The sequence below is a fragment of the Streptomyces griseus subsp. griseus genome, assembly GCF_000720255.1.
Lineage (GTDB): Bacteria > Actinomycetota > Actinomycetes > Streptomycetales > Streptomycetaceae > Streptomyces > Streptomyces griseus_I.
On the sequence record NZ_JOJE01000014.1, the window covers coordinates 1 to 19,449 of the forward strand.

Sequence of the window (19,449 nt, forward strand, 5' to 3'; positions counted from 1 at the left end):
GTGCGCGAGGTACAACATCTGACCGGTCGCGGAATCGCCGGTGAAGTGCACCATCAGGTAGCCGGGGTCGGCAGCGGCCGCCCGCTCGGGTGTGGTCAGGGCCTGGCCTGTGAAGAGGAGGCATACGGCGAGCAACATCACCGACAGCCGGGCGCGAAGCGCGGACATGTGGATCTCCTATCGTCGTGCAGGTGCCACCGTCGGGTGAAGGGGGAGGAGGCAGGGCGGCGGGGGAAGCTCCGTCTCGGTGTGGGGCGAGACAGGACGGTTAGGCACGATCCGAAAGGGGGCGGATCCGGGCAACGGTGTTCCTCCCACGTGCGGTGGGTGTCGCCGTGGTGACGGCGGGGCTGGCACGCGAGCCGGTGCGTCGGCGGTGCGACGGATTGTGCGGCGAAGTCACGAGTGCCGCCCGGGTGGGGCGGTCGTGGTGCGGGCCGGACGGACGATTGGCGATCCGAGCGCGCGGGTGCAGCGCGGCAAGACGGTCTGGGGCTCATTCGGCGCCCACAAGCACTTCATATGTGCGCCTCTGCGGCGTCCACGGCGGTGGCGGTCTGCGGAATGCGGCGACATCAGCGACGGGTGACCGAGTTGTCGCCGCTTGGTGCTGACCGTTGTGCGTCCGGCGGCGTTCCCTCCCGGTGCTCGGCCGGCGGAAGCTCCATAGCCAACTCGGAGTCCGACCAGCTGAATTGTGCGGCATATCGAACAACGTTCGTAAGATCGGGCAGACAGTAAGTGAGGGAAACGGGATGCGTCAATACGTCCGACATTCGCAGTTCCTCGAATGGTTCTGTCCGGCCAGTTCTGTCACTGGGGTGGCGTGAGTGAGCTTGTACGGCTGTTCGTGGCGTACGTCAACCGATTCGAATCAATGCCTTTTTTATGACGCAAGCGTTGACCGGGGCAGGTGCAGAATCTATCTTCTGGCCGGAGTGACGAACGGTGTTCGAAATACCGGATGTCGTGAGCAGGTGGTATCTCTGCACCACCCACACCTGAGGGAGCAACCCGTGAGACCTGAGCTCACCCGTCGAACGGTCCTCGGCATGATCGCCGGTTCGGCCGCCGCCACTTTCACCGGTGTCTCGGCCGGTACCGCCCACGCCGCCGTGCCCGCGTCACCCGGTGTGACGTACACGAACACCATCGCCGAGCAGCGGGCCGACCCGCACATCTTCAAGCACACCGACGGCTTCTATTACTTCACCGCCACGGTGCCGGCGTACGACCGCATCGTGCTGCGCCGTGCCACCACGATCCAGGGACTGTCCTCGGCCGCCGAGACGACCATCTGGACCAAGCACGCCAGCGGTACGATGGGCGGCTACATCTGGGCCCCGGAGATCCACTTCATCGACGGCAAGTGGTACATCTACTTCGCCGCCGGTGACGCCAACAACGTCTGGCACATCCGGCCCTACGTCCTGGAGTGCACCGCCGCGAACCCGATCACGGGCACCTGGACGGAGAAGGGGCGTATCGCCCTGCCGCTGGACACCTTCTCCCTGGACGCGACGACCTTCGCCGTGAACGGCACCCGCTACCTCGCCTGGGCGCAGAACGACCCGGCCGTCGGCTCCGGCACCAACCTCTACATCGCGCAGATGTCCAGCCCGTGGACCATCACCGGCACCCCGGTCATGATCAGCCGGCCGACCGCCGCGTGGGAGACCGCCGGAGGCGCGACGGTCAACGAGGGCCCGGCCGTGCTCCAGCGCAACGGCAAGGTCTTCATGACCTTCTCGGCCAGCGCCACCAGTGCCGTCTACTGCATGGGCATGCTGACCGCGTCCGCCTCCGCCAACCTGCTGACCGCGTCGTCGTGGGCCAAGAGCGCCGGCCCGGTCTTCGCCAGTAACGACGCCACCAGCCAGTACGGCCCCGGGCACAACCAGTTCACGGTCTCCGAGGACGGCAAGTCCGACATCCTCGTCTACCACGACCGCAGCTACAAGGACATCAGCGGCGACCCCCTCAAGGACCCCAACCGCCGCACCCGCGTCCAGAAGATCTACTGGAAGGCCGACGGCACCCCCGACTTCGGCATCCCGGTCGCCGACGGTCTCACCCCGATCCGGCTCTCCTCGTACAACTTCCCCGACCGGTTCATCCGGCACTGGGACTATCGCGCCAAGATCGAGGCGAACGTCTCCCCGCTGGCCGACTCGCAGTTCCGTGTCGTCACCGGTCTCGCCGGCACCGGCACCGTCTCCCTGGAGTCGGCGAACTTCCCCGGCTACTTCCTTCGCCACAAGAACAACGAGGTGTGGGTGGAGAAGAACGACGGGACGGCACTGTTCGCCGGTGACGCCTCCTTCACCGCCCGGGCCGGCCTCGCGGACTCCGCCGGAGTCTCGTACGAGTCGTTCAACTTCCCGGGCCGCTACATCCGCCACTACAACTACCTGCTGTACGTCCAGGCTCTCAGCACGGCGACCGACCGGGCCGACGCCACCTTCTACACCCAGTGAGCGACACCGGCCGCGAGTCGGCGGTCTTGGCCGCCTCCTGGTCCGGTGACTCCGGGGTGCTCGGCGGCCCGCTCGTCCCAGAACGGCATGGTGTGCATGATGCCGTTGGACTTGGTGGCGGAGGTGAGATTCCCCCGGCGGCGGACGAGAACGCGTAGTCGGCGATCCGGGTGACCCCGGCCCGGGTGAACACCGCTTCCTGGACGGCCAGTTCCTCGGGCGTGCCCTGGTTCAGCCGTCCGCCGATCTCGCTGTACTCGCCCTCGGCGTTCTCCCGCACGACGACGATATCGACCTCGCCCGGCCGTGCGTCGCGCACCGGGCTGTCGATGCCCTCGAAGACCCGGATCGGCCGCAGGTTGACGTACTGGCCGATGGGAATCAGCAACCCCACAGCGAGACGTGGTCCTGCACGCCCGGGTAGCCGACGGCGCCCTGCAGGATCGCGTCCGCCTCGTCTTCCCGCCATGCAATTCCTGAACACCCGCGCCGGGCACGGGCGGGGGTGAGCTTGTTCGGTTCCGCTGGCCGTTCCCAGGGGCGGCGGAGGTCGGCTACAGGGGGCGGGCGAGGCGGAGTTGGGTGTCGGCGGCGATGACCAGCCAGGTCCAGCGGCCGACCGCTTCGGAGTCGCGCAGGCGCGGGCGGGTCCAGTCGAGGGTCTGCTTGAGCAGGCGGAAGGTGAACACCCGGACGAGTGGTCCTCGGGTCCGCCTGTTCGAGGGGGAACGTAGGCGGGGGTCTGCTCCCGCCGTCAGGATCGCGGGGTCCACGGGTCGTCGTGCTCCGTCGGATCAGGCTGTTCGGGGTGGAGCATCTCTCGGACGCACCGCTGCAGTCCCGTCTCGCTGGATCCGCCCGCGGCGGCCATCCAGGGCAGGTCGTCCATGGCGTGGGCACGCTCGTCGGTGGCGAGGTCGTCGACGGCTGCGCGCAGGTCGTCAGGGGCGGGTTCGTCGGTGAGGCAGAGCCAGCCGATCGCGGCGGCCAGCCGGGCCTCGGGCACTTGCGCTCGGTCCCGCCAGCGCTCTCGCATCCACACGGTGGTCGGCGGGTGGGGGTGGGCGCGGGTGGCTTCGGCTGTGGCGAAGACCAGGGCGGCGTGGACGATCGGGTCCTGCTCGGCGTCGAGCCGGGTGCGGAAGGCGGCACGGACCGCGCGGTCGAGGTCGGTGGCGGCGGCCAGTGCGTAGGCGGCGCGGATCCGGATCGCAGGGTCGGGGTCGTGCAGAAGAGGCGTCAGGAGGGTGGCGTCGGCGGTGATCGCGCCCCGGGCGGCGGCAACCGACCAGCCCGCCGGGTAACCAGTCACCTCGACGCCGTAGTCGCCGTAGAGGTCGTCGTATTGGGGCTCGGCGCGGTGGAGCAGCAGTTCGCCGCGGGAGGCGACGTTGAAGTAGCGGGCGCGGGCCGGGGAGGAGACTTCAGCGAGCGCGTCGGCACGGTAAGGGTGGCGGGGGTCGGCAGCGATCCGGATCAGAAACGGCACGGCAAGCACGGCGGCGGCCCGCATGTCGTTGGCGCACATGCCGCTCACAACACCCGTGCCGGTACGAACGGGCGAGCCGCTGGTGTGGAGCAGGTGAATGGCCTCCCTGACGTGATCCCCCTGCGGGAAGTTCTCCCAGGGGACTTCGCAGAGCAGGAATCCGTCCTTGACCTCCGGCCGTATGGCGGCCGCCACCGCACGCACATCGAACGGCCCGCCCACGAACGAGTACAGATCTGCCCCGTCCGTCAACGCCCGGCACATCGCGAACGTCGGATCGGTTCGCCACTCGCCCACATCACATCACCCAACCGCTGAGTCCGATCGGAGTAGATCATGCCTGAGCGGACCGACATCGCTTTCGAGGCACTTCCCTCGCACCGCAGGGCGGACGCGAGGCCGGCATTCCCCGGGCAGACCGCGCGGACGCGTGATCGTCAGGCTCGCCCATCCGAAGCTGGACGTTGAACGACAAGCTCAGGGCCCGGGTGTGGCGCAGGTGGCCCTCGGCTGGCTGCCGGCCCAAGGCCGGGACATCGTGCCGATCCCTGGCACCCGCAGCGCACAGCGCGTGGCCGAGAACGCCGCCGCCGCGCACCTCATCTTCACCCCCGAAGGGCTGGATCCGATCGGCTCGCTCCTGCCGAACGGCGCGGTCGGCGACCGCTGCCCCGCGCCGATGATGCCCGCCTGGTAACACCGGGCCACGAACAATGACGTGACCGCAGAACGAGATGGTCTTCGTTGCCCGGGACTGACGAAGGCCCTCGGGGGACGAGGGGCCGTGCTCGACGGTGCCCGCCGACCAAGCGCTTCGACGCCGCGCCGCCGCCGGACCGGCGTGCCCCCCGGCGCAGAGCCCTGAAGTGCGGTGTACAGCGGGGGAGTTACGTTCGAAGCGCATCGACCCTATGGTGTGGGCCGGGGAGTGCGCGTCCGCAGTGCTTGGAGCGCCAGAAACGCCCGGACGCCTTCTCCGAGCCGACGACTCGTCATCGACCGACCGGAGTGCCGAGTGCAGGCGGCGCTGTCGCGCGTCGGCGCACTCGCGCGGTGAAGGAGACGCAGATGAAGGGCATGTTCAGCGTGCGCGGGGTGCCGTCGAGGGTTCGCGGGAGGAGAGTGCGGGTGCTCACCGCGGCGACCGCCCTGTTGGCCGCGGTGGTGACGGGTTCGGGCGCCGCCGGGACGGCGCGGGCGGCCGCGGGGGATCCGAACGCACCGCGGGAGCAACTGGGCCGCACGAAAGGAGTGCTGGCGCAGGTGCACACCGCGGGACGGGTCAAGGACGCCGGAAGCACGGTGCAGTACAGCTGGCCCGGAGTGTACTTCGAGGGCTCCGTCAGGGGCACCGGTGTGGGCGTCGTGCTCAACGACTCGGCCGCCGACTACGACGTCCAGGTCGACGGGGCCACCGTCGCCACGCTCGTCACGCCCGGCCGGACCACGCACTGGATCAACGGCCTGAAGGACCGCGTGCACGCCGTCCGGCTGGTCAAGCGCAACGACAGCCCCTGGGACACCAGCGCCTTCGGAGGCTTCCTCGCCGCGCGCGGCGGTGCCGTGCTGAGCAAACCGACCGCCCGTCACCGCCAGATCGAATTCATCGGGGACTCCCTCACGGTGGGCTACGGCAACCTCTCGACCTCCCGCGACTGCACCTCGGACCAGGTCAGGCGGACCACGAACGCCGATGTGAGCTACGGCGCCCTCACCGCGCGGCGGCTGAACGCCGACTACCAGCTCAACGCCTACTCGGGCCTCGGCATGGTGCGCAACTACAACGGTGGCTCGCCGGAGGTCACGTACCGGACCTTCTACGACCGTGCCCTGCTGAACGTGCCGGGCGACGTCTGGCAGAACCCCGGCACCTGGCGCCCCCAGGTGGTAGTGGTCAACCTCGGCGCCAACGACTTCTCGACCGCGGTCAACCCCGGTGAGCCGTGGACGCCCGACAGCCTCGCGGCCGCCTACCGCACCGCCTACGGCGACTTCCTCCGGAAGCTGCGCACGCGCTACGGCCCCGCGACCACCATCGTGGCCGTCGGCGCAGGCCAGTTCGCGGGCCATGTCCAGCAGGTGGTCAAGGCACGCAACGACGAGGGCGACAGCCGGGTGCGGTACTGGTTCCTCGACGACGCGGGCCTGGACTTCCTCGGCTGTCACTGGCACTACTCGGCGCACGACGACCGACTGGTCTCCGACCGGCTCACACCGTTCATCGCCGGTCTGCCGACGGGCTGGTGAGAGGCGAGTTAGACCGCATGATTCGTCGGCTCACTCGAAACATTCGGAGCTGAATCGAGGCCGGTTGCCGCGGTCCGTCAACCGGATACCACAGGTCAGTGGCGTTCCCCCGCAGCCCGAGGGGCGTGCGGGGGAGCGCGGGGGAGCGCGGACGTCGGAGGATGTTGACATGCCGGGACGTCTCTCTAGTATCCGTGACGCCTGACTTTCCGAACGACGCATCGAAAGTGCGAGCACGGAACCTCCCATAGATGTCATGAACTTGACATCCCGCCTCCGGAAAAGGAGCCCCGGTGCGCAGACCCAGACGATCAGGCGGACGACGACTGCTCCAACTCCTCGCGGCCGCCGCACTCACGGTCACCGCGTCCATGACGGCCTCCGCTCACTCCGCCGCCTCGGCAGCCGCGCCCGGCAGCCCGGCGCTCACGCCACCCCTGGGCTGGAACAGCTGGAACAGCTTCGGATGCGGGATCACCGAGGCCCAGGTCCGCCAGGCCGCCGACGCGATGGTGTCCTCGGGCATGCGGGACGCCGGTTACCGGTACGTGGTGGTCGACGACTGCTGGTTCGACCCGCAGCGCGACGGGGCGGGCAACCTGCGCGCCAACCCGTCCAAGTTCCCGAGCGGGATGAAGGCGCTCGGCGACTACATCCACGGCAAGGGCCTGAAGTTCGGCATCTACCAGGTGCCGGGCGATCGCACGTGCGCGCAGACCTCCGGCGCCTATCCGGGGTCGACGGGCAGCAGGGGACACGAGGCCCAGGACGCCGCCACGTTCGCGTCGTGGGGCGTCGACTACCTCAAGTACGACTGGTGTTCCTCCAGCGGCACCCGAGACGAACAGGTCGCGCGGTTCACGCTGATGCGGGACGCCCTGCGCGCCACCGGGCGGCCGATCGTCTACAGCATCAACCCCAACAGCTTCCACGCCATCACCGGAGCCACCTACAACTGGGGCGAGGTCGCCGATCTGTGGCGGACGACCGAGGACCTGCTCGACATCTGGCAGAACGGCAACACCAACAGCTATCCGATGGGCGTCGGCAACGTCCTCGACGTCACCGCGCCGCTCGCGGCGCAGTCGGGCCCGGGACACTGGAACGACCCCGACATGCTGGTCGTGGGCCGGCCCGGCCTGTCCCTGACGGAGTCCCGTTCCCACTTCGCCCTGTGGTCGCTGCTCGGGGCGCCGCTCATGGCCGGCAACGACATCCGCACCATGTCCGCCGACGTGAGCGCGATCCTGCGCAACCCACGTCTGCTCGCGGTGAACCAGGATTCCCTGGGCGCCGGTGGGCGCAGGGTGCGCGACGACGGCAGCACCGAGGTGTTCGCCAAGCCCCTGTCCGACGGCTCGGTCGCGGTCGGCCTGTTCAACCGCGGATCAGGCGCCGTGACGGTCACCACCTCGGCCGCGCAAGTCGGGCTGTCCGGGGGGTCGTTCACCCTGACGGACCTGTGGACCGGCGGTACGTCGAGCACGTCCGGGCAGATCTCGGCGAGCGTCCCCGCGCACGGTGCGGCGGTGTTCCGGGTGACCGGCGGCAGCCCGCTGGCCGCCACCACCTCGCGGCTGCGCGGCAACGCGTCCGGCCGCTGCCTGGACGTCGACAACGCCTCCACCGCGTCGGGAGCCGCAGCGGTGCTCTGGGACTGTCACACGGCCGCCAACCAACTGTGGACCACCTGGGCCGGCGGCGAGATCCGCGTCTTCGGCGACAAGTGCCTGGACGCCTACAACCAGGGAACCACCGACGGCACCCGGGTCATCACCTGGCCCTGCAACGGCCAGGACAACCAGAAGTGGACCGTCGGCTCCGACGGTTCCCTCCGCAACGTCCACGCAGGGCTGTGCCTGGACGCCGACCGGGCCGACACCGCCAACGGAACGCGCCTGGTCCTGTGGAGCTGCAACGGCCGGACCACCCAGAAGTGGAGCCGCACATGAGGGACGCAGCGCACCCGCCAACGGCTCGCCCGCCCGCCGTCGCCCCCAGGAGGCCGCGATGATCCCGGCTCGGCCGTCTCCCACCGCCGGCACCAGGCTCACCCGGGCAGTCGCCTGGACCCTGGGCCTGCTGCTGGCGTTCGCCGTCGTTCCCGCCGCGGTCAACCCCACCGCCGCCCGGGCCGACAACCCCATCGTCCAGCACGTCTACACCGCCGACCCGGCCCCCTTGGTCCACAACGGGCGGGTCTACCTCTACACCGGGCACGACGAGGACGGCTCCACCTACTTCACCATGAAGGACTGGCGGGTGTGGTCCTCCGCCGACATGGTCAACTGGACCGACCACGGTTCACCGCTCAGCCTGGCCACCTTCAGCTGGGCGTCCGCCGACGCGTGGGCCGGACAGGCCGTGGAGCGCAACGGCCGGTTCTACTGGTACGTGCCCGTGAAGAACCGGGCGACCGGCCGGATGGCGATCGGCGTGGCGGTGTCGGACAGCCCCACCGGCCCGTTCCGGGACGCCATCGGCCGTCCGCTGGTGGAGAACGGGGAGATCGACCCGACCGTCTTCATCGACGACAACGGCCAGGCGTACCTGTACTGGGGCAACCCGAATCTGACGTACGTCAGGCTGAACGCCGACATGACGTCCTACTCGGGCAGCCCCACGAGGATCCCGCTCACCACCGCGGGGTTCGGCACCCGCACCGGTGACCCCAACCGCCCCACGCTGTACGAGGAGGGCCCCTGGGTCTACAAGCGCAACGGCCTGTACTACATGGTGTTCGCGGCCAAGTGCTGCTCCGAGTTCATCGCCTACTCCACGGCGCCCGGCCCGACCGGGCCCTGGACCTACCGCGGGACGGTCATGCCCACCCAGGGCAGCAGCTTCACCAACCACCCCGGGATCGTGGACTTCAAGGGCAGTTCGTACTTCTTCTACCACAACGGCGCACTTCCGGGCGGCGGTGGCTTCACCCGCTCGGTAGCGGTGGAGAAGTTCGCCTACAACGCCGACGGCACGATCCCGGTGATCAACATGACGAACGGCGGCGCCCCCCAGAACGGCACGCTCAACCCGTACGTACGCCAGGAGGCCGAGACGCTCGCCTGGGGATCCGGGATCGAGACGGAACCGGCCGGCGAAGGCGGAATGAACGTCGGCTGGATCGACAACGGCGACTACATCAAGGTCAAGGGCGTGGCCTTCGGGCCGGGCGCGTCCTCCTTCACCGCGCGCGTGGCCTCGGGCAGCGGCGGCGGCACCGTCGAACTGCGCCTGGGGTCGCCGAGCGGGACGGTCGTGGGCCGGTGCGCCGTGCCGAACACCGGGGGCTGGCAGAACTGGACGACGGTGACCTGTCCGGTCGCCGGCGCGGCCGGAACCCAGGACCTCTACCTGCGGTTCAGCGGCGGCAGCGGCTACCTCCTCAACCTGAACTGGTGGCAGTTCACCCCCGGCACCTCCCGCACCCCAGTCGCCACCGTGACGGCACCGCGGTAACCACAGAAGGGCAGTTGCATGACGACAAGGACAAGATCCCTCTTATGGCCCGCCCTGGTCGCGGTGCTGGTCGTCCTGAGCATGGGCGGCACCGCACTGGGTCTCGGCCAGGGCGAGAACACCGAGCTCACGGCGTCCGGCACGGCTGCCGCACCCCCGCGCGCCGCTGCCGCGAGCGCCGGCTGTGGCAAGGCACCCACCCTGACGAGCGGTACGTACACGATCCAGAGCGGTGGCAAGAACCGGAGCTTCATCCTGCGGGTCCCGGACGGCTACGACCGCAACCGCGCCTACCGGCTGGTCTTCGGGTTCCACTGGCTGGGCGGCACCTCCACCGACGTCGCCACGGGCCGCACCGTGGAAACGGGCACCTGGGCCTACTACGGGCTCCAGCGGCTGGCGAACAACAGTGCCGTCTTCGTCGCACCCCAGGGCCTCAACAACGGCTGGGCAAACTCCGGCGGCGAGGACGTCGCCCTCGTCGACGACATCATCCGGCGCATCGAGTCGGACCTGTGCGTCGACACGACCCAGCGCTTCGCTCTGGGATTCAGCTACGGCGCCGCCATGTCGTACGCACTGGCCTGTTCCCGTGCGACGGTCTTCCGCGCGGTCGCGGTGCAGAGTGGTGGGCAGCTCAGCGGATGCAGCGGCGGAACGCAGCCCATCGCCTACCTCGGAGTGCACGGCCTCAGGGACAACGTCCTCGGCATCTCCGGCGGACGGGCGCTGCGGGACAGGTTCGTCAGGAACAACGGCTGCACCCCCCAGAACCCGCCCGAGCCCGCGCAGGGCAGCCTGACCCACCGGGTCACCACCTACTCGGGCTGCTCGGCCGGACACCCCGTCGCCTGGGCCGCGTTCGACGAAGGACACATCGCCGCTCCCCACGACGGGGCCCCCGGTGACAGCGGCAGGACCTGGGTTCCGGGAGAGGTGTGGAAGTTCTTCACACAGTTCCAGACCTCCGAGCCGTCGCCGGAGACCGGCACCTGCCGGGTCACCGCCACCGTCAGCGCGTGGAACACCGGTCTGACCGCGAACATCACCCTCACCAACACCGGCACCACCGCGGTCGACGGCTGGTCCCTGGTCCTCACGCTGCCCGACGGCCAGCGCATCACGTCCGGCTGGAACGCCGACTACTCGCCCGCCTCCGGCCATGTGACGGCCAGGAACGCCGCCCACAACGCCACCATCGCCCCCGGCGCGTCCGTCGGCATCGGTTTCCAGGCCACCCACACCGGCAACACCGCCCCGCCTGGCTCCTACACCCTCAACGGCACGGCCTGCAGCGTCACATGAGCTGACGTGACCGGGTGGGCCGGCTCCGCGAAGAAGCGGCCCGCCCGGCAGCTCCCGGCGCCGGGCGGCAGTCACACACCCGGCGCCGGTCACGTCACGCCTTGGTGCAGTCCGTGCCGTTCAGGCCGAAGGCGGCCGGCGCGGCGAAGGAGCCGCTGTAGCTGCCCTGGAAGCCGAAGGTCTGGCTGCCTCCGGGGGCGATGCTCGCGTTGTGCGTCAGGCCGCTCGCCGTGACGGCTCCCGAGGAGGGGGCGACGGAGGCGTTCCAGGCGCTGGTGATCTGCTGTCCGGAGGGCAGGGTGAAGGCGAGGCGCCAGCCGTCGACGGGTGCCGAACCGGTGTTGGCGACGGTGACGTTCGCGGTGAAGCCCCCCTGCCACACGTTCGTGGCGTATGACACGGTGCACGCCGTGGAACCGCCCGGACCGCCCGGCCCACCGCTCGTGTTGACGGTCGACGAGAACGAGTTCACGGTCAGCCCCGTGCCGTTCTGCCACGGCTCGAAACCGGCCTGGACACTGGTCAGGTACCAGCTGTTCTGCGCCAGCCCGCGCGCGACGGCCTGCCGGACGAAGTCCATCACGTCGAAGCTCCAGCTGCCGATCGCCGAGGGGGCGACGAAGGACAGCACACGGTTGGTGCCGTTGCTGCCCGACCAGACCTGCCAGGAGCGTCCGCCCACGGTGGCCGTGCCGACCTGAGAACCGATCGGCTGGATCGGCCCCACCTTGTTGAGCCAGATCATGATCTCGGTCTGGTTCACGCCGTCGGTGCGGGGCGTCGGGTCCAGCCAGATGTCGTAAGAGGCGTTGTACACGGCATCGCCGACGTAGCCGTAGGAGATGCTGCTCGGCGCGCTGGAGATGCCGGCGAGCTGCGCGGGGAGCCGGGTCCCCGGCGAGCAGTTGGTGTAGTGGCAGCCGTTGAAGACGGAAGGGTACGACTTCGGTGCGCCGTTCGTGGGCACGGAGCCGTCGGCCCGACTGACCCGGAAGCCGGTGTCGGTGGTGGTGACGCACTGGGGCGCGCCGGTGTTCCAGCGGTTGTTCTGGACGACGTAGCGCCCCTGGATGACGGCGGAGCCGAACTCTTCGCAGACAGTGGTGTCGGCCTGGGCGGGTGGCGTGGCGGCGACGAGTGCGGCGATGACGGCGAGCGCCGTCACCAGGGCGCCCAACGCGTCGCGCAGGGTGGGGAGAAGGCGCGGTAAGGGTGGCATGCGGGGCCTCTTTCCGGAGGTACGGCTGTGTTCGGGGGGCGTGCCGGCGCTCCCGTCACCCCCCCGGTTGGGAGCGCTCCCATGTCTCCATCTGTCCCGGACTGTAAGGCTTGATCATGCTCATGACAACCCTGCTCTTGGGTTCCTGCGGCGGCGCTCCTGAGACGTGCGCAAACCGCCCCGGGCCATCAGGCTCGGAGCGGCTGCGCATCGCCCTGGCGGCGATCCGGGCACCCGGCATCACCCGGCCCGCAGGCCGGTTGTGGGTGTCACGCCAGACCGAACCGCTCGGCGTGAACCTGCCGGTGGGGCACCTTCAGTCCGCGCAGAGCGCCGAGCACGGACGAGGTCATGCCGGGCGGGCCGCAGACGTACACGTCGCGTTCGGTGATGTCGGGAACGAGGGCGCGGAGACCTTCCGGCTCGAACGGTGAGCTGCCCTCCCCGGTGCGGCCCGTGAGCAGGTGCAGCCGCCCGCCGCGGTCCGCGACCAGGTCGCGTACCTCCTCGACCAGCACGGCGTCGTTCTCGCCGCGCACCCGGTAGAGCACGACGATGTCGCCGGCCGGTTCCTCCTCTAGCAGGGCTCGAACCGGCGTGATTCCCACCCCTCCGGCGATCAGCAGTACGCCGGGCCGTGTTCGGTGCAGCGAGGTGAACGCCCCGTACGGCCCCTCGACGAACGCGCGGGTCCCGATGGGGAGGCCGCGCAGGCCGGCGCTGGCGTTGCCGACCGCCTTGGCGGTGAGACGCAACGTCCGGCCGTCGGGTGCTGCGGACAGGGAGAACGGATTGGCCGACCACCAGTGGCTGTGTCCGGGAAAGCGCCATATGCAGAACTGGCCCGCACGGGCCGGCAGCCTGTCGAGATGACGGCCGGTGACGTGCACCGACACCACGTCGTTCGACTCCGGCACCACCGCCGTGACCCGGAACCGGTGGTAGGCGTTGCGCCACAGCGGCATGACGATCCGGCCCGTGACCAGGGCGCCGAAGGCGAACAGCCACAGGGCCCACCAGTAGAGCTTCGCGGTCGCGGAGTAGCTGAAGGTCGTGGTCTCCAGCAGCTGGTGGACGAAGGACAGTCCCAACGCCACGTACAGCAGGAGGTGCAGGCCGTGCCAGATCTCGTACCGCAGGCGCCGTCTGACGTACCGGGCGGACACCGCGGCGACCGCGACGACGATCGCCGCGGCACACATCCCGAGCAGGGAGGCCGGCACCCCCGCCAGTGCCCCGAACGTCTTCGTCGCCGACGCGCCGTCGAGCCTCGCATAGCCCAGCACCACCAGCACGGCGTGGGTGAGGACGGTCCACAGCAGGGTGAAGCCGAGCCACCGGTGCCACACCGTCAACCGGTCCATGCCGATACGGCGGTCCAGCCAGGGCAGCCGGGCCACCAGCAGCAGCTGGAACAGAAGCAGCACGGCGGCGTGCAGTCCGAAGAACTTGGCGACCGTGAGCACCCCGTTCTTGCCGGTTCCGGCGGTGAGGAACAAGGCCTCGACGATCACCAGGTTGACGATGACGAACGTCCACAGCGCCCACCGCGCCGCGACGACCGGAGGTATGGTGCCTTGCCGCACCCGTGAAATCGTCGCCTCCACCGCTTCCCCTTTTGGTCATGTGCTCTCGTGAACCCGTCGGACGCCCGGACAGACACACAGGTCGTGGCCGGAAACGACCGCCGTGGCCGGTACGCTGAGTGATTAAGGCCTTAACCACAAGCCCGTCGCAAGGCTGTTGGGGTAACAAGGGCTGTGGGGGGACGCATGAAGAGCTCGCCGGTCTGGCGGCGCCCCACGCTCGACGCCGTGGCCGCACGGGCCGGTGTGTCCGCGGCTGCGGTGTCCAACGCGCTCAACGCGCCGGACGACTGTTCGAGTCGACCAGGCAGCGTGTGCTCGCCGCGGCACGCGAACTCGGCTACAGCCCGGCCGGCACGGCCCGGGCACCGGCCCGCGGCGGCTCCGGAGTGCTCGGCCTGACCATGACGACGTACGGAGACCTCCGCGTCCCGTACACCGAGATTCCGCTGCCGGGTTCCCTGTCACCGTGGACGTGACTCAACACGCCGATGGACGGCGTCATCCACATCGATGGACGGCGTCCTCCACATCGAACCGCGCGCCGACGAACCGGTGCGTTCACTCCTCCTGGAGCGTGGCATCGGGTGCCGCGGGCCCTGCGAAATGTTTCGACATCGGCAGCGAATCTTGCGAGAGGTATTGACGCCTTTCTCGGGCCGCCCCATCATCCAGGTGCTCGACACTTCGCCCCTTGTTCGATATCGCGCACACGCGCCTCCGCGTCACGCCCACCGAACGGCCGCCGAGACGCAAGGAGCATGCCGCTCATGCATATGTCATGGCCCGTCAGCTCAGCTCGGCCACTCCGCGATGCGGGACGGCGACCGCAGCACATCGACAGTCCGGGCAGCCCCTGACGGGGCAGGCCGGAACCGCTCACTGACGAAGCAAGAGGTCCCCATGCGCAGAGAAAAGTTCAGCCGCAAACGTCTGTCCGCGGTGCTCGCCGCCTCGGTCGCCGCCCTGGGCTCGCTGGCGGCGTCGCTCGTCGCCAACCCGGCTCAGGCGGCCCCCAACGCGTGCTCCTTACCATCGACGTACCGGTGGACGTCGACGGGTCCGTTGGCGCAGCCGGCGAACGGGTGGGTATCGCTGAAGGACTTCACCAACGTGGTGTATCAGGGCAAGCACCTCGTCTACGCGTCGAACGTGGCCGGATCGTCGTACGGTTCGATGAGGTTCAGTCCCTTCACGAACTGGTCGGACATGGCTTCGGCCGGCCAGGCCGGGATGAACCAGTCAGCGGTGGCGCCCACGCTGTTCTACTTCGCGCCCAAGAACATCTGGGTGCTGGCGTACCAGTGGGGCGCCTGGCCCTTCATCTACCGCACGTCGAGCGACCCCACCAACCCCAACGGCTGGTCCGCGCCGAAGCCGCTGTTCACCGGGAGCATCTCCGGCTCCGGCACCGGCCCGATCGACCAGACGCTGATCGCCGACGGCCAGAACATGTACCTGTTCTTCGCCGGTGACAACGGCAAGATCTACCGGGCGAGCATGCCGATCGGCAACTTCCCGGGCAGCTTCGGCTCGTCGTACACGACGATCATGAGCGACACGACGAACAACCTGTTCGAGGCGCCGCAGGTCTACAAGGTCCAGGGCCAGAACCAGTACCTCATGATCGTCGAGGCGATGGGGACGAACGGGCGGCGCTACTTCCGCTCGTTCACGGCCTCCAGCCTGAACGGTTCGTGGACCCCGCAGGCCGCCGGCGAGAACAACCCCTTCGCGGGCAAGGCCAACAGCGGTGCCGGCTGGACCAACGACATCAGCCACGGTGACCTGGTCCGCAACAACCCCGACCAGACCATGACCATCGACCCCTGTAACCTGCAGTTCCTCTACCAGGGCAAGTCGCCCTCCGCGACCGGCCCCTACAACTCGCTGCCCTGGCGGCCGGGCGTCCTCACCCTGCAGCGCTGACCTGCTGGGGCAACGCCGCACCTGCCGACCGGCGCACACCGCGTCGCGGAACCCCAGCCGTACACCGGCTGGGGTTCTTCTCACCGGTGGGGACCCGCGTCGTCGAGGTCGGATCACTGACGATGCGCAGTCCGCCGAGATCGATTTACGGCGGTCGGACCGCCTGGACGGTGATCGCGGATGCCCGTGTGTGCCCTGGGGAGGCGCAGGGCGAACCGGTTCCGCGTAAGCGCTTCGACGGGGTGGTACGACTGGCGGAGTTCATGGTCAATGACGTGCCGCGCGGCGAAGGCGGCGCCGGTGCGCGGGCTGAGGCGCCGCCGCCTCGCCCCGTGCCGTGCGGGCCGGCGCCGTCGTAGGGATGCGGCGGCTGCATCCCTGCTCATCGGTACGACGGGCAGCCACCCGGCAAGCCGGGCCGGGCCGTGCACACAGCGGCGGGGCCCACCGCGCCCCGCGCGGCGGGAGGTCACGCCGCCCTCCACACTCCTCCACCTCGAAAGCCCTCGAGCGTACCGGTCGGTCCCGAACCGCAGGAATCAGCCGTCGAACCGATTCGCGACAAGGTTGGCAGCAGGAGCCTCCACACCCTTGACAGCCCGTCAAGGCGGGGGCACCGTCTCCCCCCGAAACCTCTCTGCAACTCGCTGCACATACGGCACCTCCAAGCGCTTCCGGATGGTCGGCGCCACCGGCGCGCCCGATCGGGCTGCGCCGGCACGGTAGGGAGATCAGATGGGCACCATATGGACAAGAACGCCACCTGCTGTCCGGGCGGCGTGGCGGGCAACGGTTACGCGCGGCGCTACGGCGCCGTGGCAGGCCGGACAACGTCCGGGCACACGTCCCTCCGCCGGAGCGCTCGCCCGGCTTCCTGCCGAAGGCTTCGCGCGTGCGCGTGCGCGTGCGCGACCCACAGTCGTGCTCGTCGCCGGCACGCCGACCCGGTGCCACGGTCTCGGTGGGTACGGCCCGTTCAGACACGTCCGGGCCGTGCGACATCAGTGCGGCAGGCGGTACACCCCGTGTGGCGGCGCACAGCACGACACGAGCGTTGTACACCTCGTGCAACGGGCCGCTTACCAGGTCCGGCGGACCGCGGACAACACCACCCGGAACATCGGCGTCCTGAACGCGGGCGGATACGCCGCCGCCCAGGATCAACTGACCTGAACGGCTCCAACCCGTGGTCGGCTCAGCCCCGGCCACCCGGTCTCCCTCGCCCCAACAGGACGGGCCCCGTGCGTCACCACTGGAGGATGACGATGTCCGAATCGAGAGTGCCCCGCGGCCTCTGGGCCGCCCCCGTGGCCCTGCTCGCCTTACTGGCCCAGAGCCTGACCGGGGCCGGGGCCGCGTCCGCCGTACCCGCCGAGCGTCAGGCGTCGGCCGCGGACCTGTACGTGGCGCCGGGCGCGGCTCCCGGCGGGAACGGCACCGTCGAGCAGCCGTTCGCCACGATCGACCAGGCGCAGCAGCCCGCGCACCGGCTCTCGGCCGATTCGGACGTCGTGGTCCACCTGGCCGGCGGCACCTACCGGCTGTCCAACCCGCTGACCTTCGGCTCCGGCGACGGCGGTCAGAACGGCCACACCATCAGCTACCAGGCGATGTCCGGGCAGCAACCGGTCGTGAGCGGCGCCCAACGTGTATCTGGTTGGCAGGTCCATGATCAGAACAGCAACATCTGGTCCGTTCACGTCGGCACCGGCGTGAACACGCGTCAGTTGTACGTGGACGGCAAGGTGGCACCGCGGGCCGCAATCCAGGTGCCCCGCTCCAGCTTCACCTTCACCCCGACCGGCCTGACCGTCACCAACTCCTCCCTCGACTACCTGGCCGGCCTCTCGGACCAGAACCACATGGAAGTCGAGAGCCTCAACTCCTTCACCGACCGCTACGCCCCGGTCAAGTCGATCAGCGGCCGGACCATCACCATGCAGCAGCCCGCGTGGAACAACAACTCCTGGGGCTACGACACCATGAACGCGCCGTTCGCCGGCGGGACCATGTATCTCGAGAACAACTACGCGTTCCTCAAGCAGGCCGGACAGTGGTACCTCGACTCGTCCACCGGCGACCTCTACTACCGGGCCCAGCCGGGGCAGAACCCGAACAGCCTCGACGTCGAACTGCCCCGGCTGCAGAGCCTGCTCGGCATCAGCGGCACATACGGCTCACCTGCGACCGGCCTGCGATTCACCGGTGTCCGGTTCACGGGAACCTCCTGGCTCGGCCCGAGCGGACCCGACGGCTACGCGGACCAGCAGAGCGGCGCGCACATCACCGGTGCCTACGCCATGCCCGCCAACTGGCTGAGCACCTGCAAGTCGGGATGCACGCAGTTCGAGGCCACCCGTAACCACTGGGCGCAGATGCCCGCGGCCGTACAGGTCTCCGCCGCCACCGGCATCACCTTCTCCGGCAACACCTTCTCCGAACTCGGGCAGGCCGGACTGGGCGTCGGCAACGACGGCGTCGCCACGGCCTCCGGCACCGGACTCGGCGCCAACGGCGTCACGATCACCGGCAACACGTTCACCGACATCGCCGGCAGCGGCATCCAGGTCGGCGGTATCCAGCCGGACGCGCACCACCCGAGCAACCCGCAGATGACCAACCAGAACATCACCATCAGCAACAACAAGGTCAGCGGGGTGGGCACCGACTACAAGGAGACCGCGGGAATCCTGTCCACCTACGTCACCAACGCGACGATCACCCACAACCAGTGCGACCACCTGCCCTACGACGGGATCGACATCGGCTGGGGCTGGGGGATGAACGACCCCGGCGGCAGCCAGGACTACGCCAACCGGGGCACGTACAACTACCAGCCCGTCTACAGCACTCCCACGACGCTGAAGAACAACACCGTCTCCCACAACCTGGTCTTCGACACCAAGAACGCGATGTTCGACGGCGGCAGCATCTACAGCCTGTCCGCCATGCCCGGCTCGGTGATCTCCGACAACTACATGTACGACAACAACCGCACCACCGCGCTGTACCTCGACGAGGGCTCCCGGTACCTGAAGGTGTCCAACAACGTGGTGCAGGACGCCGGCAACTGGGCGCTCACCAACGCCAACGCGAACAACCACACCGACGACAGCACCTTCTCCGGCAACTGGTACAACGGCGGCAACACGTACGTGGCCACCGGTCCTCCGCACAACAACGTCCTCACCGGCAACGTCCAGGTCAGCGGCACCAACTGGCCGCAGGGCGCCAGAGAGGTCATCCAACAGGCAGGCGTCCAGTCATCGGGTGGCGGCGGTGGCGGCTTCCCCACCGGCTACCACCAGCTGGTGATCGGCAGCAACAGCCTGTGCCTGGATGTGCACGGCAACTCCGGCAGCGCGGGCGCCGCGATCGACCAGTGGACCTGCAACGGGCAGAGCAACCAGCAGTTCGAGTTCGTGCCGGTCTCGGGCGGCTACGGGCAACTGCGGGCACAGCACTCCGGACACGTCGTGGCGGTGTCGGGCGGTTCCACTACCGCCGGGACACCCGACATCGTGCAGCAACCCGCGGACGGAGCGCCCGGCAGCCTGTGGCAGCCGGTACGGCAGTCCGACGGCTCGTACTCCTTCCAGAACAAGAACAGCGGCCTCTGCCTCGACGTCTACGGCGGCGGCAGCAACCTCGGCCAGCAGCTCGACCAGTGGCCCTGCAAGAACACGGCCGGCAGCAACCAGGACTTCACCGCTCGATGACCGGCCGGCGTACTCGTTC

Annotated in this window: 11 protein-coding genes and 5 pseudogenes; 10 read left to right on the plus strand and 6 right to left on the minus strand. The window is 69.2% G+C overall.

Going from position 1 to position 19,449, the window contains the following annotated elements:
* Positions 1 to 168 (minus strand): annotated as a pseudogene (locus IG99_RS47680) (1,4-beta-xylanase); the annotation flags it as partial.
* An 884-nt stretch (positions 169 to 1,052) separates the two neighbouring features.
* Here IG99_RS47680 and IG99_RS20250 point away from each other — a divergent pair.
* The gene (locus tag IG99_RS20250; RefSeq protein WP_037675983.1) at positions 1,053 to 2,477 is read left to right on the plus strand and encodes a family 43 glycosylhydrolase; all 1,425 of its coding nucleotides are present in this window, start codon (positions 1,053 to 1,055) and stop codon (positions 2,475 to 2,477) included.
* A gap of 44 nt (positions 2,478 to 2,521) precedes the next feature.
* Here IG99_RS20250 and IG99_RS45630 read toward each other — a convergent pair.
* The 3 genes and pseudogenes from IG99_RS45630 to IG99_RS49620 form a co-directional block, all read right to left on the minus strand.
* Positions 2,522 to 2,933: pseudogene (locus tag IG99_RS45630) on the minus strand (isocitrate/isopropylmalate family dehydrogenase); the annotation flags it as partial.
* A 30-nt stretch (positions 2,934 to 2,963) separates the two neighbouring features.
* Positions 2,964 to 3,160 (minus strand): annotated as a pseudogene (locus IG99_RS50375) (NF041680 family putative transposase); the annotation flags it as partial.
* A gap of 71 nt (positions 3,161 to 3,231) precedes the next feature.
* Positions 3,232 to 4,263 (minus strand): hypothetical protein, encoded by a 1,032-nt coding sequence (locus tag IG99_RS49620; RefSeq protein WP_051865661.1) that lies wholly within the window; start codon positions 4,261 to 4,263, stop codon positions 3,232 to 3,234.
* 133 nt (positions 4,264 to 4,396) lie between these two features.
* Here IG99_RS49620 and IG99_RS50380 point away from each other — a divergent pair, with 133 nt between their 5' ends.
* From IG99_RS50380 to IG99_RS20280, 5 genes are all read left to right on the plus strand, one after another.
* On the plus strand, positions 4,397 to 4,663 hold the full coding sequence (locus tag IG99_RS50380; protein WP_234311901.1) for a hypothetical protein: 267 nt from the start codon (positions 4,397 to 4,399) through the stop codon (positions 4,661 to 4,663).
* A 371-nt stretch (positions 4,664 to 5,034) separates the two neighbouring features.
* Positions 5,035 to 6,213, plus strand: a complete 1,179-nt coding sequence (locus IG99_RS20265) for an SGNH/GDSL hydrolase family protein (protein ID WP_234311902.1) — start codon at positions 5,035 to 5,037, stop codon at positions 6,211 to 6,213.
* A 371-nt stretch (positions 6,214 to 6,584) separates the two neighbouring features.
* Positions 6,585 to 8,165 carry a glycoside hydrolase family 27 protein gene (locus tag IG99_RS20270; protein ID WP_234311908.1) on the plus strand — a complete coding sequence of 527 codons (1,581 nt, stop codon included), beginning with the start codon at positions 6,585 to 6,587 and terminating at the stop codon, positions 8,163 to 8,165.
* A gap of 58 nt (positions 8,166 to 8,223) precedes the next feature.
* Positions 8,224 to 9,672, plus strand: a complete 1,449-nt coding sequence (locus tag IG99_RS20275) for a glycoside hydrolase family 43 protein (RefSeq protein WP_051865664.1) — start codon at positions 8,224 to 8,226, stop codon at positions 9,670 to 9,672.
* A gap of 18 nt (positions 9,673 to 9,690) precedes the next feature.
* Positions 9,691 to 10,977: a CE1 family esterase gene (locus IG99_RS20280; RefSeq protein WP_051865666.1), complete on the plus strand. Its 1,287-nt coding sequence runs from the start codon at positions 9,691 to 9,693 to the stop codon at positions 10,975 to 10,977.
* Between the two features lie 94 nt (positions 10,978 to 11,071).
* Here IG99_RS20280 and IG99_RS20285 read toward each other — a convergent pair whose 3' ends face one another.
* A complete protein-coding gene (locus IG99_RS20285; protein ID WP_037675990.1) occupies positions 11,072 to 12,196 on the minus strand; it encodes a glycoside hydrolase family 12 protein in 1,125 nt (374 codons plus the stop codon).
* A gap of 269 nt (positions 12,197 to 12,465) precedes the next feature.
* A complete protein-coding gene (locus IG99_RS20290) occupies positions 12,466 to 13,782 on the minus strand; it encodes a ferredoxin reductase family protein (protein ID WP_037675993.1) in 1,317 nt (438 codons plus the stop codon).
* A 314-nt stretch (positions 13,783 to 14,096) separates the two neighbouring features.
* On the opposite strand from IG99_RS20290, the gene IG99_RS50390 reads away from it, so the two are divergent.
* The 4 genes and pseudogenes from IG99_RS50390 to IG99_RS20305 all read left to right on the plus strand — a co-directional run bounded on the left by IG99_RS50390 (position 14,097) and on the right by IG99_RS20305 (position 19,430).
* On the plus strand, positions 14,097 to 14,261 hold the full coding sequence (locus IG99_RS50390; RefSeq protein ID WP_234311910.1) for a hypothetical protein: 165 nt from the start codon (positions 14,097 to 14,099) through the stop codon (positions 14,259 to 14,261).
* A gap of 544 nt (positions 14,262 to 14,805) precedes the next feature.
* Positions 14,806 to 15,711 (plus strand): annotated as a pseudogene (locus IG99_RS20300) (non-reducing end alpha-L-arabinofuranosidase family hydrolase); the annotation flags it as partial.
* Between the two features lie 961 nt (positions 15,712 to 16,672).
* Positions 16,673 to 16,875: pseudogene (locus IG99_RS50395) on the plus strand (arabinofuranosidase catalytic domain-containing protein); the annotation flags it as partial.
* Between the two features lie 101 nt (positions 16,876 to 16,976).
* Complete coding sequence (locus IG99_RS20305) at positions 16,977 to 19,430, plus strand: RICIN domain-containing protein (protein ID WP_037676202.1); 2,454 nt, start codon at positions 16,977 to 16,979, stop codon at positions 19,428 to 19,430.
* Positions 19,431 to 19,449 lie beyond the last annotated feature (19 nt).

Excerpts from the sequence above, each read along its gene's own strand:
- IG99_RS20270 (WP_234311908.1), top strand. The coding sequence starts at position 6,585 with ATGACGGCCTCCGCTCACTCCGCCGCCTCGGCAGCCGCGCCCGGCAGC.
- IG99_RS20275 (WP_051865664.1), top strand. The coding sequence starts at position 8,224 with ATGATCCCGGCTCGGCCGTCTCCCACCGCCGGCACCAGGCTCACCCGG.
- IG99_RS20265 (WP_234311902.1), top strand. The coding sequence starts at position 5,035 with ATGAAGGGCATGTTCAGCGTGCGCGGGGTGCCGTCGAGGGTTCGCGGG.
- IG99_RS20305 (WP_037676202.1), top strand. The coding sequence starts at position 16,977 with ATGTCCGAATCGAGAGTGCCCCGCGGCCTCTGGGCCGCCCCCGTGGCC.
- IG99_RS20280 (WP_051865666.1), top strand. The coding sequence starts at position 9,691 with ATGACGACAAGGACAAGATCCCTCTTATGGCCCGCCCTGGTCGCGGTG.
- IG99_RS20285 (WP_037675990.1), bottom strand. The coding sequence starts at position 12,196 with ATGCCACCCTTACCGCGCCTTCTCCCCACCCTGCGCGACGCGTTGGGC.
- IG99_RS20250 (WP_037675983.1), top strand. The coding sequence starts at position 1,053 with ATGATCGCCGGTTCGGCCGCCGCCACTTTCACCGGTGTCTCGGCCGGT.